The organism is Mesorhizobium sp. M0898 (assembly GCF_040319695.1).
Classification (GTDB): domain Bacteria; phylum Pseudomonadota; class Alphaproteobacteria; order Rhizobiales; family Rhizobiaceae; genus Mesorhizobium.
The window spans coordinates 255,343-275,098 of the sequence record NZ_JAMYOE010000003.1 but is presented as its reverse complement, the minus strand read 5'-3'; the positions used below and the strand labels follow the sequence as shown (position 1 = coordinate 275,098).

General features: G+C 64.1%; 18 protein-coding genes and 1 tRNA gene. 4 read left to right on the top strand and 15 right to left on the bottom strand.

Features of this window, described 5'->3' with window-relative positions:
• The first annotated feature begins 49 nt into the window (after positions 1 to 49).
• Entirely contained in the window at positions 50 to 964 is a 915-nt protein-coding gene (locus NKH90_RS06535; RefSeq protein WP_352818194.1) for an endonuclease/exonuclease/phosphatase family protein, read from the top strand.
• Between the two features lie 7 nt (positions 965 to 971).
• Positions 972 to 1,817, top strand: a complete 846-nt coding sequence (locus NKH90_RS06530; protein WP_352818191.1) for an EamA family transporter — start codon at positions 972 to 974, stop codon at positions 1,815 to 1,817.
• Here NKH90_RS06530 and NKH90_RS06525 read toward each other — a convergent pair whose 3' ends face one another.
• The 13 genes from NKH90_RS06525 to NKH90_RS06465 form a co-directional block, all read right to left on the bottom strand.
• Positions 1,818 to 2,129, bottom strand: a complete 312-nt coding sequence (locus NKH90_RS06525) for a Dabb family protein (protein ID WP_352448247.1) — start codon at positions 2,127 to 2,129, stop codon at positions 1,818 to 1,820.
• Between the two features lie 11 nt (positions 2,130 to 2,140).
• A complete protein-coding gene (locus tag NKH90_RS06520; protein ID WP_352818187.1) occupies positions 2,141 to 3,769 on the bottom strand; it encodes a GMC family oxidoreductase in 1,629 nt (542 codons plus the stop codon).
• 12 nt (positions 3,770 to 3,781) lie between these two features.
• Positions 3,782 to 4,543 carry a 3-ketoacyl-ACP reductase gene (locus NKH90_RS06515; RefSeq protein ID WP_352818185.1) on the bottom strand — a complete coding sequence of 254 codons (762 nt, stop codon included), beginning with the start codon at positions 4,541 to 4,543 and terminating at the stop codon, positions 3,782 to 3,784.
• A complete protein-coding gene (locus NKH90_RS06510; protein ID WP_352818182.1) occupies positions 4,540 to 6,060 on the bottom strand; it encodes a GMC oxidoreductase in 1,521 nt (506 codons plus the stop codon). Before NKH90_RS06510 ends, NKH90_RS06515 begins: the two co-directional genes overlap by 4 nt.
• Before the next feature lie 5 nt (positions 6,061 to 6,065).
• A complete protein-coding gene (locus NKH90_RS06505) occupies positions 6,066 to 7,181 on the bottom strand; it encodes an ABC transporter ATP-binding protein (RefSeq protein ID WP_352818179.1) in 1,116 nt (371 codons plus the stop codon).
• Between the two features lie 4 nt (positions 7,182 to 7,185).
• A complete protein-coding gene (locus NKH90_RS06500) occupies positions 7,186 to 8,130 on the bottom strand; it encodes a carbohydrate ABC transporter permease (protein ID WP_023675367.1) in 945 nt (314 codons plus the stop codon).
• Complete coding sequence (locus NKH90_RS06495) at positions 8,127 to 9,086, bottom strand: carbohydrate ABC transporter permease (RefSeq protein ID WP_352469510.1); 960 nt, start codon at positions 9,084 to 9,086, stop codon at positions 8,127 to 8,129. Before NKH90_RS06495 ends, NKH90_RS06500 begins: the two co-directional genes overlap by 4 nt.
• Positions 9,087 to 9,230: 144 nt before the next feature.
• Complete coding sequence (locus tag NKH90_RS06490; protein WP_031194023.1) at positions 9,231 to 10,484, bottom strand: ABC transporter substrate-binding protein; 1,254 nt, start codon at positions 10,482 to 10,484, stop codon at positions 9,231 to 9,233.
• 59 nt (positions 10,485 to 10,543) lie between these two features.
• Complete coding sequence (locus NKH90_RS06485; RefSeq protein WP_352501929.1) at positions 10,544 to 12,055, bottom strand: aldehyde dehydrogenase family protein; 1,512 nt, start codon at positions 12,053 to 12,055, stop codon at positions 10,544 to 10,546.
• Positions 12,056 to 12,069: 14 nt separating this feature from the next.
• Complete coding sequence (locus NKH90_RS06480) at positions 12,070 to 12,846, bottom strand: enoyl-CoA hydratase/isomerase family protein (protein WP_352818174.1); 777 nt, start codon at positions 12,844 to 12,846, stop codon at positions 12,070 to 12,072.
• On the bottom strand, positions 12,839 to 14,440 hold the full coding sequence (locus NKH90_RS06475) for an acyl CoA:acetate/3-ketoacid CoA transferase (protein ID WP_352818171.1): 1,602 nt from the start codon (positions 14,438 to 14,440) through the stop codon (positions 12,839 to 12,841). The genes NKH90_RS06480 and NKH90_RS06475 overlap by 8 nt, the downstream gene beginning before the upstream one ends.
• Entirely contained in the window at positions 14,437 to 15,453 is a 1,017-nt protein-coding gene (locus tag NKH90_RS06470) for a Gfo/Idh/MocA family protein (RefSeq protein ID WP_352818168.1), read from the bottom strand. The genes NKH90_RS06475 and NKH90_RS06470 overlap by 4 nt, the downstream gene beginning before the upstream one ends.
• On the bottom strand, positions 15,450 to 16,505 hold the full coding sequence (locus NKH90_RS06465; RefSeq protein WP_352818165.1) for a LacI family DNA-binding transcriptional regulator: 1,056 nt from the start codon (positions 16,503 to 16,505) through the stop codon (positions 15,450 to 15,452). Before NKH90_RS06465 ends, NKH90_RS06470 begins: the two co-directional genes overlap by 4 nt.
• A 244-nt stretch (positions 16,506 to 16,749) precedes the next feature.
• Here NKH90_RS06465 and NKH90_RS06460 point away from each other — a divergent pair, with 244 nt between their 5' ends.
• Together NKH90_RS06460 and fcl are read left to right on the top strand one after the other, a co-directional pair.
• Positions 16,750 to 17,904, top strand: a complete 1,155-nt coding sequence (locus NKH90_RS06460) for a dihydrodipicolinate synthase family protein (RefSeq protein ID WP_352818162.1) — start codon at positions 16,750 to 16,752, stop codon at positions 17,902 to 17,904.
• Positions 17,905 to 18,065: 161 nt separating this feature from the next.
• On the top strand, positions 18,066 to 19,028 hold the full coding sequence (fcl, locus tag NKH90_RS06455; RefSeq protein WP_352814368.1) for a GDP-L-fucose synthase: 963 nt from the start codon (positions 18,066 to 18,068) through the stop codon (positions 19,026 to 19,028).
• A 66-nt stretch (positions 19,029 to 19,094) separates the two neighbouring features.
• Here fcl and NKH90_RS06450 read toward each other — a convergent pair.
• Both NKH90_RS06450 and cpdR read right to left on the bottom strand, forming a co-directional pair.
• Positions 19,095 to 19,169: transfer RNA gene (locus NKH90_RS06450), tRNA-Val, on the bottom strand.
• Between the two features lie 104 nt (positions 19,170 to 19,273).
• Positions 19,274 to 19,636 carry a cell cycle two-component system response regulator CpdR gene (gene cpdR / locus NKH90_RS06445; RefSeq protein WP_006199474.1) on the bottom strand — a complete coding sequence of 121 codons (363 nt, stop codon included), beginning with the start codon at positions 19,634 to 19,636 and terminating at the stop codon, positions 19,274 to 19,276.
• Between the last annotated feature and the right edge of the window lie 120 nt (positions 19,637 to 19,756).

Genomic DNA, 19,756 nt, shown 5'->3' with positions numbered 1-19,756 from the left:
GGCTGTCAGCGAACGGCTACTGCCAGCAGGAAACTGAGCCGGATAAGCAATGAAGCTGGTCAGCTATAACATCCAGTACGGCTTCGGCAGCGATGGCCGCTACGACCTGGCGCGTTGTGCCAAGGTCGTGGCCGGCGCCAACATCGTCGCCTTGCAGGAGGTGGAACGGCACTGGTTGCGCAGCAACGAGGACGACCAGCCGGAACTTCTTTCGCAATTTCTGCCCGCCTATCATTGGGTCTACGGGCCGGCCTTCGACATGGATGCCAGCCACCGGCGTGAAGGCCGCATCGTCAACCGGCGGCGGCAATTCGGCACCATGGTTCTGTCGAAGCTTCCGATCGTCTGGTCGCGGCTGCATACGCTGCCGCTCAGGCGCACGCTGCGGCCGCTCAACACCCGCAATGCCGCACTCGAATGCATGATCCGCACCCCTGCCGGTCCGGTGCGGGTGCTGTCGTTGCATCTGGCGCATATCGCGGTCGAGGAGCGGCTGGAGCAGATCGACTATTTGCTCGCCGAGCATCGCCGCGCGCCGTCCGAGGGCGGCCCATGGAGCGGCGCCGACGACGAGCCGGCGCGCAACTGGAGCAATGGCGAACAGGAGCCAGAAAACCCCGTAGCGGCGATCTGGTTGGGCGACTTCAACATGGAGCCGGATAGCGCCGAGTACCGGCGCATTGTCGGCAGCGCGCCCTATCATCGCGGTGCCGCCTATCTCGACGGTTTTGTCGATGTCGCCGCCGTCGCAATGGAACCGACAGCGGATTTCCACACCCATGTGAAGACTATCGATGGCAGGCTGGCAAAGCGCCGGCTCGACCATTGCTTCGTCGGCGGCATGTTTGCCGGGCGCGTGCGCTCGGTCAGCGCCGATATCGGCCAAATCGCTTCCGACCATTTTCCGCTCTGGGTCGATATCGACCTGGAGACGCCGATCGTCATCGGGACGGGCGGCGGATGAACCGCCGATGAGCCTGTTTGTCTTTTTCGCGGTGCTCGCCGCCGCTTCCATGCATGCGATCTGGAACGCGCTGGTCAAGGTCCACCTCGACCGTTTCCTGTCGATCACACTGATGACGCTCGGCATGGGTGCCGCTGCGCTGGTGACGTTGCCTTTCGTCGAGGTGCCGAAGCCGGAAGTGTGGCCATACATCCTCGCCTCGGTTGTCTTCCACATGGGCTACAGGACGTTCCTGATCGGCGCCTACAAGGCCGGCGATTTCGCCCAGACCTATCCGCTGGCGCGCGGCACCGCGCCATTGCTGGCCGCTTTGGGGGGCGTTGTGGTGGTTGCCGAGATGCCGGCGCCGCTCGCCATTCTCGGCATCCTCTTGTTGTCGGCGGGCACGCTGGTGCTGTCGTTTCGCGGCGGCGCGCATCTGGAGAAATTGAACCTGCGCGCCGTCGGTTTCGCGTTGGGCACATCGATCTTCATCGCCAGCTACACGCTGTCGGACGGCAGCGGCGCGCGGCTGGCCGCCACCGCGTCGAGTTATGCCGCCTGGCTGTTCGTCTGCGATGCGCTGTGGGCGCTGGTGCTATGCGTCGTCTTTCGCGGCCCACAGGCGCTGCCGGTGCTGGCGCGCGACTGGAAGGCCGGAACCTATACCGGCGTGCTCAGCGGCGGCGCCTACTGGATCGTGATGTGGGCGATGACCAAGGCGCCGATCGCCTCGGTGGCGTCGCTGCGCGAAACATCGATCCTGTTCGCCATGATGATCTCGGTGTTCGCGCTCGGCGAGAAGATGACGGCATGGCGAGGTGCCGCGGTGCTTAGCATCGTTGCCGGCGTCGTTGCGCTGAGAATGGGATAGTCACGCGATCTCCAGGTCAAACACCATCAGCCCGTCGGTGCCACCTTCGAGCGCCGCGACCAGTTTTGCGCCGGCTCGCTGATGCGCTTCATGCTCCAGATAGGCATCGCGTGCCGCAGCGTCGCGAAAGTCGATGGTGAAGCCGTGCGTGAAGCCGCGGGCGAAGGGTTCCGGGCTGGTATTGGCGCTGAATTCGACCTTGCCCATGCCGTCGATCACCGCCCGCAACGCTTCGAGATCGGCATGGATTGCCGCGCGCTCGGCGTCGGCGACATCGTTGCGAAATCTGACGAAGACACAGTGCCTGATCATTCTTTTGTCCCTCATGCCGCTCGGTTGGTGGAAACCACCGCCGGCGGCAACGGCTCGCGGCCAAGGATCAGATCGGCGCCTTTTTCGCCAACCATGATCGTCGGGGCATTGGTGTTGGAGGAGGGGATGCGCGGCATCACCGAGGCGTCGCAGACGCGCAGGCCCTCGATACCGCGCAGCCTGAGATCTGGCGTTACCACGCTCATTGCATCGTGGCCCGTGCGGCAGGTGCCGACCGGGTGATGGTCGGTCTTGGAACTGCGGCAAGCGTAGTCGAACAACTCGTCGCCGCTCTGCAGGTCGGGTCCCGGCAGTACCTCGCGCAGTACATAGGGCTGCAGCGCCTTCTGCCGCATGATCTCGCGCGCCAGCCTCAGCCCCTTGATCGACATGTCGCGGTCATAGGGATCGGACCAATAGTTCGGATCGATCAGCGGGCGGTCGGCGGGATCGGCACTGTTCAGCCGCACGGTGCCGCGCGAGCGCGGGCGCAGGAAGGCCGAGTTCAATGTCACGCCCGGATTGTTCAGCTTCTCGACGCCGGCCTCGATGCCGGAGCCGAGGCCGAGATGCAGCTGGATATCGGGAGAGGCGGCGGTCGGATCGGCGTACCAGAAGCCGCCGGTCTCGAACAGGCTGGAGGCTACTGGGCCTTTCTTCAGGAGCAGATACTGCAGGCCGGCCCACGCCGTCCAGTGCAGCTTGGCGTAGTTGTCGTAGGTGTGATCGCCGGTGCATTCGGCGATGACGAACAGGTCGAGATGATCCTGCAGGTTGGAGCCGACGCCGGGCAGATCGTGCATCGGTGTGACGCCGACCGCCTTCAGATGGTCGGCCGGGCCGATGCCCGACTGCATCAGAAGCTTCGGCGAGCCGATAGCGCCGGACGAGACGATCACCTCGCGCTCGGCGCGCAGGACCGTTGGCTGGCCGCCCGGCCTGTCGACGATCTCGACGCCGACGGCGCGGCCCTTGTCGACGACGATGCGTGTCACCAGAACGCCGGTCCTGATGGTGAGATTCTTTCGCTCGCGGATCGGCCGGAGATAGGCGACAGAGGCGGAGGAGCGCTTCGCGTCCTTCTGCGTCAGCTGATAGTAACCGACGCCCTCCTGGGCTACCCCGTTAAAGTCGGGATTGAAGGGGATGCCCATCTCCTGTCCGGCACGGAAATAGGCCTCGCAGATCGGCAGCGGCGCGATCGGGTTCGACACGCCGAGCGGGCCCTGGTCGCCGTGGAAATCGTTGGCATAACGTTGATTGTTCTCGGCGCGCTTGAAATAGGGCAGCACGTCGCGATAGCCCCAGCCGGCAAGACCTTCTTCCTTCTCCCAGGCGTCGTAGTCGCGGGCGTTGCCGCGCGTGTAGATCTGGGCGTTGATCGAAGAGCCGCCACCGATCACCTTGGCCTGCGTGTATCGGAAGACGCGGTCCTGCATGTGCTTTTGCGGCACCGTCGACCAGCCCCAGGCGGCGATGCCCTTGGTCATCTTGGCGAAACCGGCCGGCATGTGGATCAGCGGATGCCAGTCCTTGCCGCCGGCTTCGAGCAGCAGCACCTGATGCGACGGATCTTCGCTCAGCCGGTTGGCGAGTACGCAGCCGGCCGGGCCAGCGCCGACGATGATGTAGTCGGTCATGGCGTCACCTGTTCATAGCCTCGGCACCGACAGCGCGCCGTCGACATTGATGACCGAGCCGGTCGAAAAGCCGAACTTGCCACCGGCGAGCGCCGCCACGGCGGCACCGATATCTTCGCCCTCGCCCCAGCGCATCGCCGGCACCAGCCCGCCGTCGATCAGCCCGTCATATTTGGCGGTCACACCGGCGGTCATGTCGGTGCGGATGATGCCCGGGCGCACCTCGAACACGGCGATATTTTCGGCGGCGAGCCGCAGTGCCAGGTTCTTCACCCACATCGAAAGCCCAGCCTTGGAGATGCAGTAATCGGAACGTTCCGGCGAGGCCATGGCGGCGCTGACCGAAGTGATGGTGATGATCGATCTCGCACCATCGCTTGGCAGGCCGAGCATCGCTTTGGCGACGGCCTGGCTGAGGAATACGGTGCCGCGCAGATTGATGCCGAGCACCCGGTCGAAATTTTCCGGCTTGAGCTCGAGCAGATCGCCGCGCAGGACAGTGCCGATGCCGGCATTGTTGACCAGGCAGTCGATGCGGCCGAAGGCGCTTGTCGCGGCATCAATCAGCGCTGCGTGGCCGTCGAGGTCGGCGATGTCGCAGCTGACATAGGCGAATTTCGCGCCGCGCCCGGTGATGTCGGCGGCGAGCCCGTCTGCGGCTTCGTCAGCAAGGTCGGCGACGAGGATGTCGAAGCCTGCGCCGGCCAGCGCCTCGGCACAGGCAAGGCCGATGCCGCGCGCGCCGCCGGTGACGATCGCTGCCGGGCGGCTCATGTTGCGAGCTCCGTCTTGCGGATATGGTCGGCGACGCGCAGCGCCTGTGCGGCGATCGACAGCGCCGGATTGACGGCGGCCGAATTCGGCAGGAAGCCGGCATCGACGACGAATAAATTGCTGTGGTCGAAGGAGCGGCAGAACGGATCGAGCGGCGAGGTCGCTGGATCGTTGCCCATCTTCACAGTGCCGCATTGGTGCGAGGGCGTGCGCTTGTCAAACGGACGCGACAGGACGATCGGATAGCCGCAGGCGCGGAAATTCTCGCGCATCACCTTGGTCAGTCCGTCGAGCGACTGCATGTTGGAGCGCCGCCACTGCATGACGATGTCCTTGCCGTCGATCATGATGCGGCTCTCGGGATCGGGCAGGTCCTCGCACATCAGATACCAGTCGACGGCGTGGCCGGCCATGAAATCGAGCGCGAATTTGGGCGCGCGCCTGACATTGGCCTTGAGGATGTTGCCGTCGATCTTGCCGAGGAGCTGGACATTGCCGAGCGGCTTGCCGCCCTTGCCGTCGGACAGATAATAATCGTTCAGCATCAGCGTCTTCTGGTAGACGGATTTGTTCCGGCGGCGTGGATCGATCGCCAGCATGGCGCTCGAATTGTGGTTCATGAAGTTGCGGCCGACCTGGTCGGAACGGTTGGCCAGGCCTTTGCCACCTCCCTTGCCCTTGGAAGAAGGGGAAGGCGAACGCAGCAGGACGGCGGCTGAATTGACCGCGCCGGCCGACAGGATCACCAGCTTCGGCGCGACTTTCTTCAGCGCACCGTTCTGGCGGTAATGGACGGTCTCGATCGTCCTGGCGTCCGGCGATGCCTCGAGATATTCGACATGGGCGCCGGTCTCAAGCCGGATATTCTGATCGGCAAGGGCTGCTGCCAACGGCCCGGATTGCGCGTCGATCTTGCCGGTCCCGGTGTTGGGAAACGCGTCCCACGGCGTGCTGCCATCTTTCAGCCAGGCTTCGATGTCGACGCCGAGCGGCAGCGATGCCGGATGCAGGCCTAGGCTCTTCAACTCGGCGCGCGCACGCGCGATCGACGGCTCGTCTGGTACCGGCCCGAAAGGGTAGGGCGTAGAGTGGAACGGCTCGGTCGGGTCTTCGCCGAGTGCACCGCGCACGTGAAAAAGCTGCTCGGCCCTGGAATACCAGGGTTCGAATTCCTCATAGGAAAACGGCCAGGCCGGCGAGATGCCGCCATAGTGCTCCATCTCCGAAAAGTCTTCCCTGCGGTAGCGGATCAGCACAGCGCCGTAGAATTTCGAATTGCCGCCGACATAGTAGTAATTGCCCGGGTTGAAAGGCGCTCCGCCGGCCTCGAGCCACATCTCCTTCGGCCGATAATGACCATCGACGAAGATCGCGCGGGTGTCGCGTGTGTGCGGCGTTGCCGGCAGGGCTTCGCCGCGCTCCAGCATCAGGATCGAGGCGCCACTGCCGGCAAGGCCGGAGGCGATCGTGGCGCCGCCTATGCCGGAGCCGATGATGACGATGTCGGGATTTGTCATGGCCGTTAGACGATGCGTTTCTCGGTCGCCGGATCGAAGAACACCGCCTTGGTCAGGTTGAAGGCGAGCGGCGTGACCGTGCCGGGCTGGATTTTGGCATCGGCGCGCAGCCGCGCCACCACCGCCTTGCCGCCGAGATTGGTGACCGCGAACGTATCCGAGCCGGCCGGCTCGATGACCTCGATGTGACATTCGGCGCGGGCGATGTTCGAGGCGTTGCGTTCGGCACCCTCGGGATCGGTCAGTGCTTCCGGGCGGACGCCGAAAATGATCGGTTTTCCCTGGAATGCCGACAGGCCGGCCGGCGCATTGCCCAGCGGCAGCGAGATCGGCTGGCGCGCCTCGCGCTCCATGACGACGGAGAAGCCGCTGCCGTTGCTGCCGATCGTCGCCGGGATCAGGTTCATCGCCGGCGAGCCCATGAAGTCGGCAACAAACAGGTTGACCGGATTGTTATAGATTTCGGCTGGCGTGCCGAACTGCTGCACCTCGCCGTCGCGCATCACCGCGATCTTGGTGGCCAGCGTCATCGCCTCGATCTGGTCGTGGGTGACGTAGACGATGGTGGTGCCGGTGGTGGCATGCAGGCGCTTGATCTCGATGCGCATGTCGACACGCAGCTTGGCATCGAGATTGGACAAAGGCTCGTCGAACAGGAACAGCTTTGGATCACGCACCAGCGCCCGGCCCATGGCAACACGCTGGCGCTGGCCGCCGGAGAGCTGGCTTGGCTTGCGCTTCAGCAGATGGCCGATCTGCAGGACCTTCGCCACCTTGTCGATTGCCTTCTGGCGCTCGCCGGCCGGCACGCCGCGCATCTCCATGCCGAAGGCGATATTGCCGGCAACCGTCATGTTCGGATAGAGCGCGTAGCTCTGGAAGACCATGGCGATGTCGCGCTTGGAGGGGTGGAGATCGTTGATCGTGCGTCCGTCGACGCGGATTTCCCCTTCGGTGATGGTTTCCAGGCCGGCAATAGTGTTGAGCAGCGTGGACTTGCCGCAACCGGAAGGCCCGACCAGCACGAGGAAGCCGCCCTTTTCCAGGTCGAGGTCGATGCCTTTCAGGATCTCGACCGCTCCGAAACGCTTCTTCAGCCCGTCAATTTCCAGAAAAGCCATGCGATTATCCTTTGACGGCGCCGGCCATCAGGCCGCGCACGAAATAGCGGCCGGCGAGCACGTATACGAGGAGCGTCGGCAGCGCGGCGATCATCGCCGCCGCCATGTTGACGTTGTATTCGACGACGCCGGTCGAGGTGTTGACGACATTGTTCAGCGCCACCGTCATCGGCATCACGTCGCCTGAGCCGGCATAGGCGGAAGCGAAGAGGAAGTCGTTCCAGATGTTGGTGAACTGGTAGATCACCGTCACCACGATGATCGGCAGCGAGTTGGGCAGCATGATGCGCCGGAAGATCTGGAAGAAGCTGGCGCCGTCGATCTGCGCCGCCTTCACCAGCTCGTTCGGAAACGCTTCGTAATAATTGCGGAAGAACAGGGTGGTGAAGCCGATGCCGTAGACGACGTGAACGAACACCAGATTCACGGTCGGATTGCCGAAGCCGAAGGTGAGGCCGGTCGCGTTCTGCAGCTTGACGCCGAACCGGCCGAGGCTGCCGAGGATCGTTGCCATCGGCAAGAGGACGGACTGGAACGGAATGAAGCAGGCAAACAGCATCAGCCCGAACACCAGCGTCGCCCCGCGAAAGCGCCACTTCGTCAGCACATAGCCGTTGAGCGCGCCGAGCAGGGTCGAGATGATGACGGCCGGAACCACCATCTTGATCGAGTTCCAGAAATAACCCTTCATGCCGACGCAGGTGAGACCCGAGCAAACCTCGCTCCACGCCCTTATCCAAGGTGCGAAGGTCGGCTCCTGCGGCAGCGCCAGCATGTTGCCGTTCTGGATTTCGTCCATGGTCTTGAACGAGGTCACAAGCATGACGAACAGCGGCATCAGATAGAACAGCGCGAACAGCGCCAGCAGCCCGTAGATGACAATACGGTTGACCGTCCTGGCGCTGATACCGCCAGTGCTCTGGCGAGCAGGAGTGGCCACGGCGCTCATCGCGGCTTCTCCCGAAGCTCGGAATAGAGATAGGGAACGATGATCGCGGTGATGGTCATCAGCATGATCACGGCGCTGGCCGAGCCGACGGCCATCTCGTTGCGCTTGAAGGTGTACTCATACATGAAGTTGGACGGCAGCCAGGCCGAACCGCCCGGCCCGCCGCTGGTCAGCGCGACCACCAGATCGTAGGATTTGATGGCGAGATGCGCGAGGACGATCAAGGCGGACAGGAAGATCGGCCGCAGCAGCGGGATGACGATGCGACGGTAGAGCTGGAAGGTGGTGGCGCCGTCGATCTGCGCCGCCTTCAGGATCTCGCCGTCGATGCCGCGCAGGCCGGCCAGGAACATCGCCATGATGAAGCCCGACGCCTGCCAGACGCCGGCGATGACCACCGTGTAGATGACGAAATCCTTGTTCTTGATCCAGTCGAAATGGAAGCTCGTCCAGCCCCATTGGTGCAGTGTCTGCTCGAGGCCGAGGCCGGGGTCCAGAAACCATTTCCAGGCAACGCCGGTGACGATGAACGACAGTGCCATCGGGTAGAGGTAGATCGGCCGCAGCACACCTTCGCCGCGGATCTTCTGGTCGAGCAGGATCGCCAGGAACAGGCCGAGCGCCAGGCAGATGGAAATGTAGAGGAAGCCGAAAATCCCCATATTGGTGATCGACGTGTACCAGGAGGACGGCGGATCGCTTTCGAAAGTCCAGCGCCATAGCCGCTGATAGGCGCGTGGCCCGGTGATCGCATAGGAGGGAAAGGTCTTGGAATTGGTGAAGGACAGATAGATCGTCCACAGGATGAAGCCGTAGACGAAGACGATTGTGGCGGCGAAGCTCGGCGCCAGCACGAGCTTCGGCAGCGCATTCTGAAGGCGCGAGCGCACCGTGGCGCCCGGACGGGCATCGTGCTCCGGCGTCAGCGTGATACTGGTTTCAGCAACTGTGCTCATCTGTCCATTCCGTATGGCGGGTCCGGAATTCTGCTGTCTCGGGCTCTGCGGCACGAAAGCGTGCCGGTCGGCGCAACCGCAAAACCTCGCCGCAGGGGATCTCCCCGGCTTGCGCCGGGGAGATCATTCACATGGGCGGGTGCCTTACTTGGCGTCTTCGATCGCGCTGACCAGTTGGGTCACGGCCTCGTCCGAGGTCTTGATCTGGCCGTGCACGAATTTCGAGACGACATCCTTGTAGGCGTTGGCAACCGCGGGAGGCGCGCCATAGCCCTGCGCCAGCGAACCGAACAGCGTGCCGCCTTCATTGGCGGCCTTCAGGTCGGCCATGCCCTTCTTGCCGCAAGCGTCGAAGTCGGTGTCCGGCACGTCGGTGCGGGCCGGGACAGAGCCCTTGACGACGTTGAAGGCCGACTGGAAGCTCTTCGACAGCGTGGCGGTGGCCAGGGCGATCTGGGCGGCCTTGCGGTCCTCCGGAACGTTGAACATGCCGAACATGTCGGAGTTGTAGACGACGCTGCCGTCGGTGCCCGGGAAGCGGTAGCACAGGAAGTCGGTGCCCGGGACCTTCTTGGCGGCGTTGAATTCGCCCTTGGCCCAGTCACCCATCACCTGCACCAGCGCATCGCCCTTGATGACCATGGCGGTGGCGAGGTTCCAGTCCCGGCCCGAGAAGTTCGGGTCGACATAGGTGACGAGCTTGGCGAGATTGTCGAACGACTTCTTCATCGTGTCGGACTTCAGCGACTCCTCGTCGAGGTCGTTGAAGGCCTTCTTGTAGAACTCAGGCCCGCCGGTCGACAGCACGACTGAGTCGAACATTGTCGCTTCCTGCCAGTTCTGGCCGCCCAGCGCGAGCGGGATGACGCCCGCCGCCTTGGCTTTGTCCAGCAACGCAATGAAGTCGTCGAAGGTCTTGGGCTCGGTGCCGCCGATCTTGTCCATCACCGCCTTGTTGATCCATAGCCAGTTGACCGAGTGGACGTTGACCGGAGCCGCGACCCACTTGCCGTCATAGACGGAGAATTTCTGCAGGGCCGCGGGAACGGACTTGTCCCAGCCTTCCTTTATCGCCGTCTCGGTCAGGTCGCCCATAACGCCGGCTGCGGCGTAATCGAGCACGGTATAGCCAAGCATCTGCGAGGCGGTCGGGTAGTTGCCCGCTGCCACCATCGCCTTCAGCGCGGTCATGGCAGCGTCGCCGCCGCCGCCGGCCACCGGCACGTCCTTCCAGGCAAAGCCTTCCTTGGCCAGATCCTGCTTGAGCACGTTCAGAGCGGCAGCTTCGCCGCCCGACGTCCACCAATGCAGCATCTGGACTTCCTTGACGTCCTCGGCATGGGCCGCGAACGCAACGCCCGATGCGAGAGCCGTCCCGATAAGCAGTTTGCGCAACATGTACTTCCTCCCTTGTTGAACTTACACGACCGGCGGATGCCCGCCGGGTTCTTCCCAACTCAGCCGACCCACCATCCGGTGCGCTGGCCGCGATGAAACTGGATTGTCTTTTCCTCGGTATAATCCTCGACGGCGCGCTTGCCGAGTTCGCGTCCGAGACCGGACTGCTTGTAGCCGCCGAAAGGCAGCTCGGGGTAACCCTCCATGAACGTGTTCACCCAAACGGTTCCCGAACGCACATTCCGCGCCACCGACATGCAGGTATCGATGCTGGCGCTCCACACGCCCGCCGACAGACCATAGGGCGTGTTGTTGGCGATGTGCAACGCCCTTTCAATCGATTCAAAAGTCAGCACCGAGAGCACCGGACCGAACACTTCCTCGCGTGCAATGGCCATGTCTTCGGTGACATCGCGAACGATGGTCGGATCAAGATACTGGCCGGCGCTCGAAGCAAGCTGATTGCCGCCGCTACAGATCCGGCCGCCGCCGTTTTCCGCTGCCGTCACGTAGCCGGTGACCTTGGCCATATGGTCGGCGGAGATCATCGCGCCGACCTTGGTGCGGTCGTCGAGCGGGTCGCCGACAACCACCTTGGCGGTGAGGGCATTGACGGCGCCGAGGAACTCGTCGGCGATCGCCTCATGGACGATCAGCCGGCTGCCGGCATTGCAGCATTCGCCGGCATTGAAAAAGCCGCCGAACACCGCTGCGTCGGCGGCGGCCTCGAGGTCGGCATCGGGAAAGACGATCTGGCCGTTCTTGCCGCCGAGCTCCATCGCGACTTTCTTCAGCGAGTTGGCGGCAGACGCCATGGTCATCTTGCCGACGCGGGTGGAGCCGGTGAACGACACCATCTCGACCAGCGGATGGCTGACCATCGGTGCGCCGACATCGGCGCCCAACCCGGCAAGGATGTTGACGACGCCATCCGGCAGGCCGGCCTGCATCAGGATCTCGCCGAGCACAAAGGTCGAGGCCGAGGTCATCTCGCTCGGCTTGACCACCGCCGTGCAGCCGGCGGCGAGCGCGAAGGGTAGTTTCTGGCTGACGATAAGGAACGGGAAATTCCACGGCGTGATGATGGAGACAACGCCGATCGGTTCGCGCAACACGACGCCGAGCATGGCATCGCCGAGATTGGCGTAGCTTTCGCCGTGAAGCGTGCGGGCAAGTGCCGCGGCATAACGCCAGATATCGACGGCGCCGCCGATCTCGCCGCGCGCCTGCGCAATCGGCTTGCCGGATTCCAGTGCGTCGAGCCGGGCAATCTCGTCCAGCCGCGCCTCGATCAGGTCAGCAGCCTTGAGCAGGATCGCGGCGCGCTCGGCGGCCTTCATGCGCGGCCACGGGCCGGTCTCGAAGGCCCTGTGCGCGGCCTGTACCGCAGCCTCCACGTCCGCCGGGCCGGCTTGTGCATAGCGCGAGACGGTGAAGCCGTGGCCAGGGCTGCTGCGCTCCAGCGTGCGGCCGTCCTGGGCGTCGACGAACCTGCCGCCGATCAGCAGCCGGTAGCTTTTCGGCGCTGCGGCTGCCTCGGCGGGCATGGCGATGTTGAGAGGTGCGTTCATGTGCGTTTCAGGTCCTAAGATCTTGAGAACGCCGGTTTCTGCTTGGCGTTGAAAGCATCGACGCCGGTCCTGAGATCGCTTGTCAGCGCGATGAAGCCGCTGGCCAGCGCTTCGGTCGCGGCAGCACTCTCTTCGCCCTCCGCGATGGCAATCATCAGCTTGGCGGCTTCGGTCGCGAGCGGGCCGCGCTCGGCGATCTTGCCGGCCCAGGCCTTGGCTTCAGCGAACGCCTTACCGGTCTCGACCACCCGGTCGACAATCCCCAGAGCAAGAGCCTCGGTAGCCAGAAACACTTCGCCGCCGAGCGCTATCCGCCGCACTGCCTGCGCGCCGAAGCGGCGCACGGCGCGCTGGGTGCCGGACCAGCCGGGAACGACGCCGATCGAGGTTTCGGGGAACCCCAGCTTCACCTGTGTTTCCGCCACGCGGAAGTCTGCAGCGGCCGCCAGTTCCAGCCCGCCGCCCAGCGCATGGCCGGCAAGCACGGCGATGGTCGGCTGCCGCAGCCGCGCCAGTCGGTCGAAGACGCGATGGCCGTAGCGCACCCATTGCACCTGGAAATCGGCGGCGCTCATTTCCGCCCAAGCCTCGACATCGCCGCCGGCGCAAAAGCCCTTGCCTTCGCCGCAGACCAGCACGACGCGGACGCCGGTTGCTGTCTCGGCCTCGTCGAGTGCCGCTTCCAGCGCCCGCAGCATCGGAATATCGAGCGCGTTGAATTTCTCCGGCCGGCGCAGCGTGACAATGCCGATGGCGCCGTCGGTTTCAAAGGTTACCAGACGCTCAGCCATGTGCGCCTCCAAGCGACGCGCCGCCATTGAGCGATAGGCCGATCGGCCGGTCCCGGTAGAGCGCATCCGGCGTCACTTTCAGGTCGTTGGCGACGGCGAGCGGGATCTCGGCCTGCGCCAGCACATCGCGCTCGAGGTCGATGCCCGGCGCCAACTCGGTCACCATCAGCCCCGCAGGCGTCAGCTTCATCACGCAGCGCTCGGTGACATAGGTGATATCCTGTCCCTGCGCGACGGCACGCTTGCCCGAGAAGGAGATATGCTCGACCTCGTCGACGACTTTCTTGACCTTGCCCTCCTGGTCGATGCGGATGCCGCCACCGGCAAGCGACAGCTTGGCGCCGGCGTTGAAGAAACCGGAAAAGACGATCTTCTTCGCCCGCGCGGTGATGTCGACGAAGCCGCCGGCGCCGGCGGTGACGTGGGGCCGCGCCGAAAGCTTCGAGACATTGACAGAGCCGTGGCGGTCGATCTGCAAGAAGGACAGCAGCGAGGCGTCGAAGCCGCCGGCCTGGAAATAGATGAACTGGTGCGGCGAGGGCATGAAGGCGTCGGCATTCGACGAGCAGCCGAACTTGAAGTCGAGCAGCGGCACGCCGCCGACCGCGCCCTGTTCGATGACCCAGGTGACCTTGCCGTGCTGGCCTTCCTCGAGCAGAATGCGCGGCACATTGGCCGAGATGCCGAAGCCGATATTGACCGCCATGCCGTCGGCAAGCTCCATGGCGACGCGGCGCGCAATGACCTTCTGGACGTTCATCTCGGCGTTGCGAAAGCTCGACAGCGGCCGGAAGATCTCGCCGGAGATGGCCGGATCGTAAGGCGTCAGCGTCGTCTGCAACTGGTCGGGCGCCACCACGATATGGTCGACCAGCACGCCGGGCACGCGCACATCGTGCGGCTTCAGCGTGCCGTTCTCGACGACGCGCTTGACCTGCGCGATGACGATGCCGCCATTGTTGCGGGCGGCCAGCGCCTGTTCGAGGCCGCCGAGATAGGCACCCTCATGCTCATAGGTAAGGTTGCCGCGCTCGTCCGCCGTGGTGGCGCGGATGATCGCGACCTGCGGTACGATCGAGCGGAAATAGAGCCATTCCTCGCCGTCGAACTGCTGCACCGAAACGATCGGCTCGCTGGCGGCAGCGTTCATGGCGCAACCCTGATGGCGCGGGTCGGCAAAGGTATCGAGCCCGACCTTGGTCAGCACGCCGGGGCGCTTGGCGGCGGCCTCGCGATGCATGTCGAACAGGATGCCGGACGGCACGTTATAGGCGGCGACCGTATTGTCGCCGATCATCTTCCAGATCTGCGGCGGTTCCGACGATGAAGGCCCGGACGGATAGGAGCCGCACAAAGTGCGCTTCAACAGGCCGGGCTTGGCTACATGGTCGATGCCCTTGATGCCGTACATGTCACCGGCGGCGATCGGGTGCAGCGTCGTGATGTCCTTGGGATGGCCGTCGGCGTCGAAGCGCTCGCCGATGGCGGCAAGCACCGCATCCGGGCAGCCGAGGCCGCTCGACGACGACACGGAAACGACCACGCCATCCCTGATCAGGCCGGCAGCCTCAGCCGCGGAAACGAGCTTGCTCACGCTGCGCTCCCGAGCTTCGGGTCGATGGCAACGGCCCTGCCAGACCTGGCCGACTGCAATGCCGCTTCGGCTGATGTCAGCGACCAGACGCCGTCCTCGCCGGTGGCGGAAGGCTGGCCCTCGCCGCGGATCGCCGCGTGGTATTGGCGCAGCGAACGGGCATAGAGGTCTTCGCGGTCGAAGCTCAATTCCTCCTCACCCTGTGCCGTGCGAAGCAACACCGAGCCGACTGGCTTCTGCGTCATTACGTCCTTGGCGATCAGCGAGCCTTCGCTGCCATGCACCTCGAAGCCGGTGCCGGCGAATTTGGTGGTGAAGCCCTCATGCGATTGGGCAATGATCCCCGATCCGAAGCGCCAGAGGCACATGGCGCCGTCTTCCAGCCCGCCGGCGGCCATGCCGGCCGACTGCGTGAATGCCGAGATATCGACGGGATCGTCGCCGAGCACGAAGCGCAGCGTGTCGGCATCGTGGACGGTGATGTCGAGCACCACGCCGCCGCCGGCGTCCGGCCTAGTGATGCGCCAGCCCTGCAGGTTTTCCGGCAGATAGACGGAGTGGAAGACGCGCGCGGCGATCGGCCTGCCGATGCGGCCGGCAGCGATCGCTTCGCGCATCGCCCGATGCGAGCCGGCATTGCGCAGGTGGTGATTGGTGCCGAGCACGACGCCGGCGGCCCTGGCCGCCGCGACCATCTTGCGCGCGTCGGCGCTGGTCAGCGCCAGTGGTTTTTCGCAAAGCACATGCTTTCCCGCCTCGATGGCGGCGAGTGCCTGTTCGAGATGCAATTCGTTGGTGGTCGAGATGTAGACGGCGTCGATGTCGGAGCCGAGCAATTCATCAATCGTCGCGACCGCCGCCGGAATGCGGTTTTCCAGAGCATAGGCGGTAGCCCGCTCCGGGCTGGAGCTCATCACTGCGGCGATCTCGCCGTCCGGCTGCGCGCGGATGGCGCCGATCATGAACTGTCTTGCGATCGTGCTGGCGCCGATCAGCCCCCAACTGACGGTCATGCCGCGTCTCCCATTCCTGCGCAGCCATGCTCCTTGCGATCGGGGCCGCAGCTTTCCCTGACCACGAGGTTGACGGCGCCGATATGATCCTCGGCGCGCGTGGTGCGCGATTGGATCATCTTCAGCACGACATGGGCGGCGCGCTCGCCGAGGCCGGCGGTGTTCACCGCGACGCTGGTCAGCGCCGGCATATAGTGCTCGGCCTCGGCGACGTCGTCGAAGCCGACGACGGCAAAGTCCGCGCCGGGTTCCAGGCCGCGCTTGCGCAGCGCCAGCAAGACGCCGAAGGCGACCGCATCGTTGAAGCAAAGGGCCGCGGTCGGCGGCGCGGCCATGGCAAGTGCGGTTTCCAGGCAGGCAATACCGCCCTTGCGGCTGGTTTCGCCCTCGAAGACCAGCCTGTCGGCCGGATCGATGCGGAGCGCTTCACAGGCCTCGCGAAAGCCGCCCAGGCGCTCGTGATAGACGACAAGGTCGGACGAGCCGCCGAAGAAGGCCAGCCGGCGGTGGCCCTTGCCGATCAGATGGGCGGTGGCAAGATAGGCGCCGCGATGATTGTCGGGCGTGATCACCGGGATGCGGCTTTCGGGAAGCCGGCGCATGACGAAGACGACCGGAACGCCTGCGGTCTCAAGGCGACGGAACGCGCCAGGCGTGGTGCCGCGCGCCGGCGACACGACGAGCCCGGCGACACCCTGCTCCATCAACGATTTCAGAACCTCTTCCTGGCGCACCGGGTTTTCAGCCGTATTGGCGATGAAAGGCACGACGCCGGCCGACTGGAAGACGCGCTCCATGCCGACCGCGAGCTCGGCGAAAAACGGATTGGTGAGATCGTTGATGACCATGCCGATGACGTTGGAATGGGCCTTGCGCAGATTGGCGGCGCCGCGGTTGTAGACATAGCCGACGTCCTCGATCGCCTTGCGCACCTTGAGCGCGGTTTCGGGCCGGATCAGCCCGCTGCCTTGCAGCACCAGCGATACCGTCGATTTGGACACGCCCGCCTCACGGGCGATGTCGAGTATCGTTGCCTTGGCCCGGCTGGCCATCCAGATCTGTCCTCCCGGTGGTTTCTTGTGCGATTTTATTGGAACGATCTAATCCATGCGGCGCATTTGAGTCAATCGCGTTTTTGCGAAGCCGGGAAAAAATGCGGCTCGGCGGCGCAATCCTCCGGCAAGCAGGGCTTTCGGCTACTGCGATGCAGCAATTTTCGCTGCACGAGGCAGGGGGCAAAATATTCTTGATTTGTTGGAACGTTCCATTTAATAGGCGTTGGTAAGGGAGAGAGCCATGGACATCACCTTGCCCGGGGAAGGCGCCGGCCGTGTCCGCTACCGGCTTGTCGGCCAGCCGGTGCAGCCTGTGGCCGGCGCTCGCTTCTCGCGCATCGCCTACGCCGCCGCCCATGTCGTTGCCGATCCCCTCGCCATGACCGATCCGTGGTCGAGGCCCGCGGTCGACTGGGACAAGACGATGGCGTTTCGCCGTCACCTCTGGCGGCTTGGCTTCCGTGTCGCCGAAGCGATGGACACCTCTCAGCGCGGCATGGGTTTCGACTGGACGAATGCCAAGGAATTGATCCGCCGCTCGATCGCCGAGGCGCGCAGCGTCGAAGGCGCCGCTCTCGCGTCGGGCGCCGGCACCGACCATCTGGCGCCGGGGGGCGCCAGCAGGCTAGACGATGTCATCGCGGCCTATGAAGAACAGCTCGGCTTCATCGAAGGGCTTGGCGGCAAGGCGATCATGATGGCCAGCCGGGCGCTGGCGGCGGTCGCCAAAGGCCCCGACGACTATATCGGCGTCTACGACCGCATCCTGTCCCAGGCCTCCGGCAAGGTCATCCTGCACTGGCTGGGCGACATGTTCGACCCGGCGCTGAAAGGCTACTGGGGCAGCAGCGACCTCGAAACTGCGCTGGAGACGGTGGTCGCGATCATCGAACGCCATGCCGGCAAGGTCGAAGGCATAAAGATATCGCTGCTCGATGCCGGCAAGGAGATTGCGCTCAGGGATCGGCTGCCCGAGGGCGTGCTGATGTTCACCGGCGACGATTTCAATTACCCCGAGCTGATCGCCGGCGACGGCGACAGACATTCGCACGCGCTGCTCGGCATTTTCGATGCCATCGCGCCGGTCGCCAATGCGGCGCTGGCAAAGCTGGCCGACGGCGACCGCGCGGGCTACGACGCGCTGATGGCCCCGACAGTGCCGCTGTCGCGCAAGATCTTCGAGGCGCCGACCGAATACTACAAGGCCGGAATCGTCTTCATGGCATGGCTGAACGGCCATCAGGAGCATTTTTCGATGGTCGGCGGCATGCAATCGGCGCGCGGCATCCGTCACTATGCCGACGTCTTTCGCCTTGCCGACCAGGCAGGGTTGCTGGCCGACCCCGGGCTTGCCATTGCCAGAATGACAAGCCTCTGCGCGGTAGCGGGCGTCTGATCGCGAGCGCTACAGCGTCCGATCCAAAGGTTGCTTCGGGTGGCTTTGCGATTGCCTTGTCTGGGCAAATCTGTATGCGGTATGCGTCCGGCAACAGAGAAGCCGATCCGGCGCTCCGCCGGCCAACTGGCATAGCTGCCGTTCTGCATTGGGGTAAGCTGATGACCTTCGACCTTCAGGGCAAGCGCGTTTTCGTGGCCGGACATCGCGGCATGGTCGGCTCGGCCATCCTGCGCCGATTGGCCGACGAGGATTGCGAGGTCCTGACCGCCTCGCGCGCCGAGATCGATCTTCTCGACCAGGCCGGCGTGCGGCGCTGGATGGCCGACCGCAAGCCGGATGCAGTGGTGATGGCGGCGGCCAAGGTTGGCGGTATCCTGGCCAACAACAGGCTTCCGGTCGATTTTCTGCAGGACAATCTCGTCATGCAGAACAATGTCATCGACAGCGCCTTCCGCAACGAGGTGCAGAAGCTGCTGTTTCTCGGTTCATCCTGCATCTATCCCAAATTCGCGGCGCAGCCGATCTCCGAGGACGCCTTGCTGACCGGGCCGCTCGAACCCACCAACGAATGGTATGCGATCGCCAAGATCGCCGGGCTGAAACTGTGCCAGGCCTATCGGCGCCAGTACGGCGTCGACTACATCTCGGCGATGCCGACCAATCTCTACGGTCCGGGCGACAATTTCGACCTCAATTCCAGCCATGTCGTGCCCGCTCTGATGCGCAAGGCGCACGAGGCCAGACGCGCCGGCCGCAAGAGCCTGGAGGTGTGGGGATCAGGCACGCCGATGCGCGAATTCCTGCATGTCGACGACGCCGCCGACGCGCTGGTCTGGTTGCTGAAGAATTATTCGGGCGACAGCCACATCAATGTCGGCTCGGGGGAAGACATCACCATTGCCGATCTTGCCCGCACCATCGTGTCGGTCGCCGGCGCCGATGCCGCAATAACATTCGATGCGACGAAGCCGGACGGCACGCCGCGCAAGCTGATGGACGTGTCGCGTCTGTTCGCCACCGGCTGGCGCCCGCGTTACTCGCTGCGCAGCGGGTTGGAACAGACCTATGCCTGGTTTCTGGAGCACGTCGAGACCGGCGATCTGCGCCTCGGTGCGGCCTGAGGCCGGTATTGGCCGGGAACATCAGTCGACGAAAAATACCGACGGCCAATTGAGGGATTATTTGGATGGTGGGCGTGACAGGGATTGAACCTGTGACCCCTGCAATGTCAATGCAGTGCTCTCCCGCTGAGCTACACGCCCATCCGAAGCCGCGCATACACCATTTTTGGTTCGGCACGTCAATAGCGGGAAAAGGGAAAGAACGCCTGGCTTGCGGCGTCGGTCAAGACGCGACAAAAAGCGCGTCAGGCGGCCTGCAGCATCTTTTCGACCTCGTTGACGAGGTCGCGCAGGTGGAACGGCTTCGATAGCACCTTGGCGTCTTTCGGCGCCTTGGAATCAGGGTTCAGCGCGACGGCGGCGAAGCCGGTGATGAACATCACCTTGAGGTCGGGATCGATCTCCGTGGCGCGTCGGGCGAGCTCGATGCCATCCATCTCGGGCATGACGATGTCGGTCAAAAGCAGCGAAAAAGGTTCCTCGCGCAGCCGCTCATAGGCGCTGGCGCCATTGTCGAAATCGCTGACCTGATAACCGGCGCGCTCCAGCGCCTTGACGAGGAACCGGCGCATGTCGTCGTCGTCTTCCGCCAGCAGAATGCGTGCCATGTTGTCCCGTCCGAATCACCCAACCGACAATGCCGTTCGGCAAGCCCGTTAACCATGCTGTATATGAGGAGGTGACGGTAAACATCAAGTGAACGTTGGCCGCACAATCCTGATTTGGCT

Excerpts from the sequence above, each read along its gene's own strand:
- NKH90_RS06500 (WP_023675367.1), bottom strand. The coding sequence starts at position 8,130 with ATGAGCGCCGTGGCCACTCCTGCTCGCCAGAGCACTGGCGGTATCAGC.
- NKH90_RS06505 (WP_352818179.1), bottom strand. The coding sequence starts at position 7,181 with ATGGCTTTTCTGGAAATTGACGGGCTGAAGAAGCGTTTCGGAGCGGTC.
- NKH90_RS06510 (WP_352818182.1), bottom strand. The coding sequence starts at position 6,060 with ATGACAAATCCCGACATCGTCATCATCGGCTCCGGCATAGGCGGCGCC.
- NKH90_RS06465 (WP_352818165.1), bottom strand. The coding sequence starts at position 16,505 with ATGGCCAGCCGGGCCAAGGCAACGATACTCGACATCGCCCGTGAGGCG.
- fcl (WP_352814368.1), top strand. The coding sequence starts at position 18,066 with ATGACCTTCGACCTTCAGGGCAAGCGCGTTTTCGTGGCCGGACATCGC.
- NKH90_RS06520 (WP_352818187.1), bottom strand. The coding sequence starts at position 3,769 with ATGACCGACTACATCATCGTCGGCGCTGGCCCGGCCGGCTGCGTACTC.
- cpdR (WP_006199474.1), bottom strand. The coding sequence starts at position 19,636 with ATGGCACGCATTCTGCTGGCGGAAGACGACGACGACATGCGCCGGTTC.
- NKH90_RS06515 (WP_352818185.1), bottom strand. The coding sequence starts at position 4,543 with ATGAGCCGCCCGGCAGCGATCGTCACCGGCGGCGCGCGCGGCATCGGC.
- NKH90_RS06535 (WP_352818194.1), top strand. The coding sequence starts at position 50 with ATGAAGCTGGTCAGCTATAACATCCAGTACGGCTTCGGCAGCGATGGC.
- NKH90_RS06480 (WP_352818174.1), bottom strand. The coding sequence starts at position 12,846 with ATGGCTGAGCGTCTGGTAACCTTTGAAACCGACGGCGCCATCGGCATT.
- NKH90_RS06485 (WP_352501929.1), bottom strand. The coding sequence starts at position 12,055 with ATGAACGCACCTCTCAACATCGCCATGCCCGCCGAGGCAGCCGCAGCG.
- NKH90_RS06460 (WP_352818162.1), top strand. The coding sequence starts at position 16,750 with ATGGACATCACCTTGCCCGGGGAAGGCGCCGGCCGTGTCCGCTACCGG.
- NKH90_RS06490 (WP_031194023.1), bottom strand. The coding sequence starts at position 10,484 with ATGTTGCGCAAACTGCTTATCGGGACGGCTCTCGCATCGGGCGTTGCG.
- NKH90_RS06470 (WP_352818168.1), bottom strand. The coding sequence starts at position 15,453 with ATGACCGTCAGTTGGGGGCTGATCGGCGCCAGCACGATCGCAAGACAG.
- NKH90_RS06495 (WP_352469510.1), bottom strand. The coding sequence starts at position 9,086 with ATGAGCACAGTTGCTGAAACCAGTATCACGCTGACGCCGGAGCACGAT.
- NKH90_RS06530 (WP_352818191.1), top strand. The coding sequence starts at position 972 with ATGAGCCTGTTTGTCTTTTTCGCGGTGCTCGCCGCCGCTTCCATGCAT.
- NKH90_RS06525 (WP_352448247.1), bottom strand. The coding sequence starts at position 2,129 with ATGATCAGGCACTGTGTCTTCGTCAGATTTCGCAACGATGTCGCCGAC.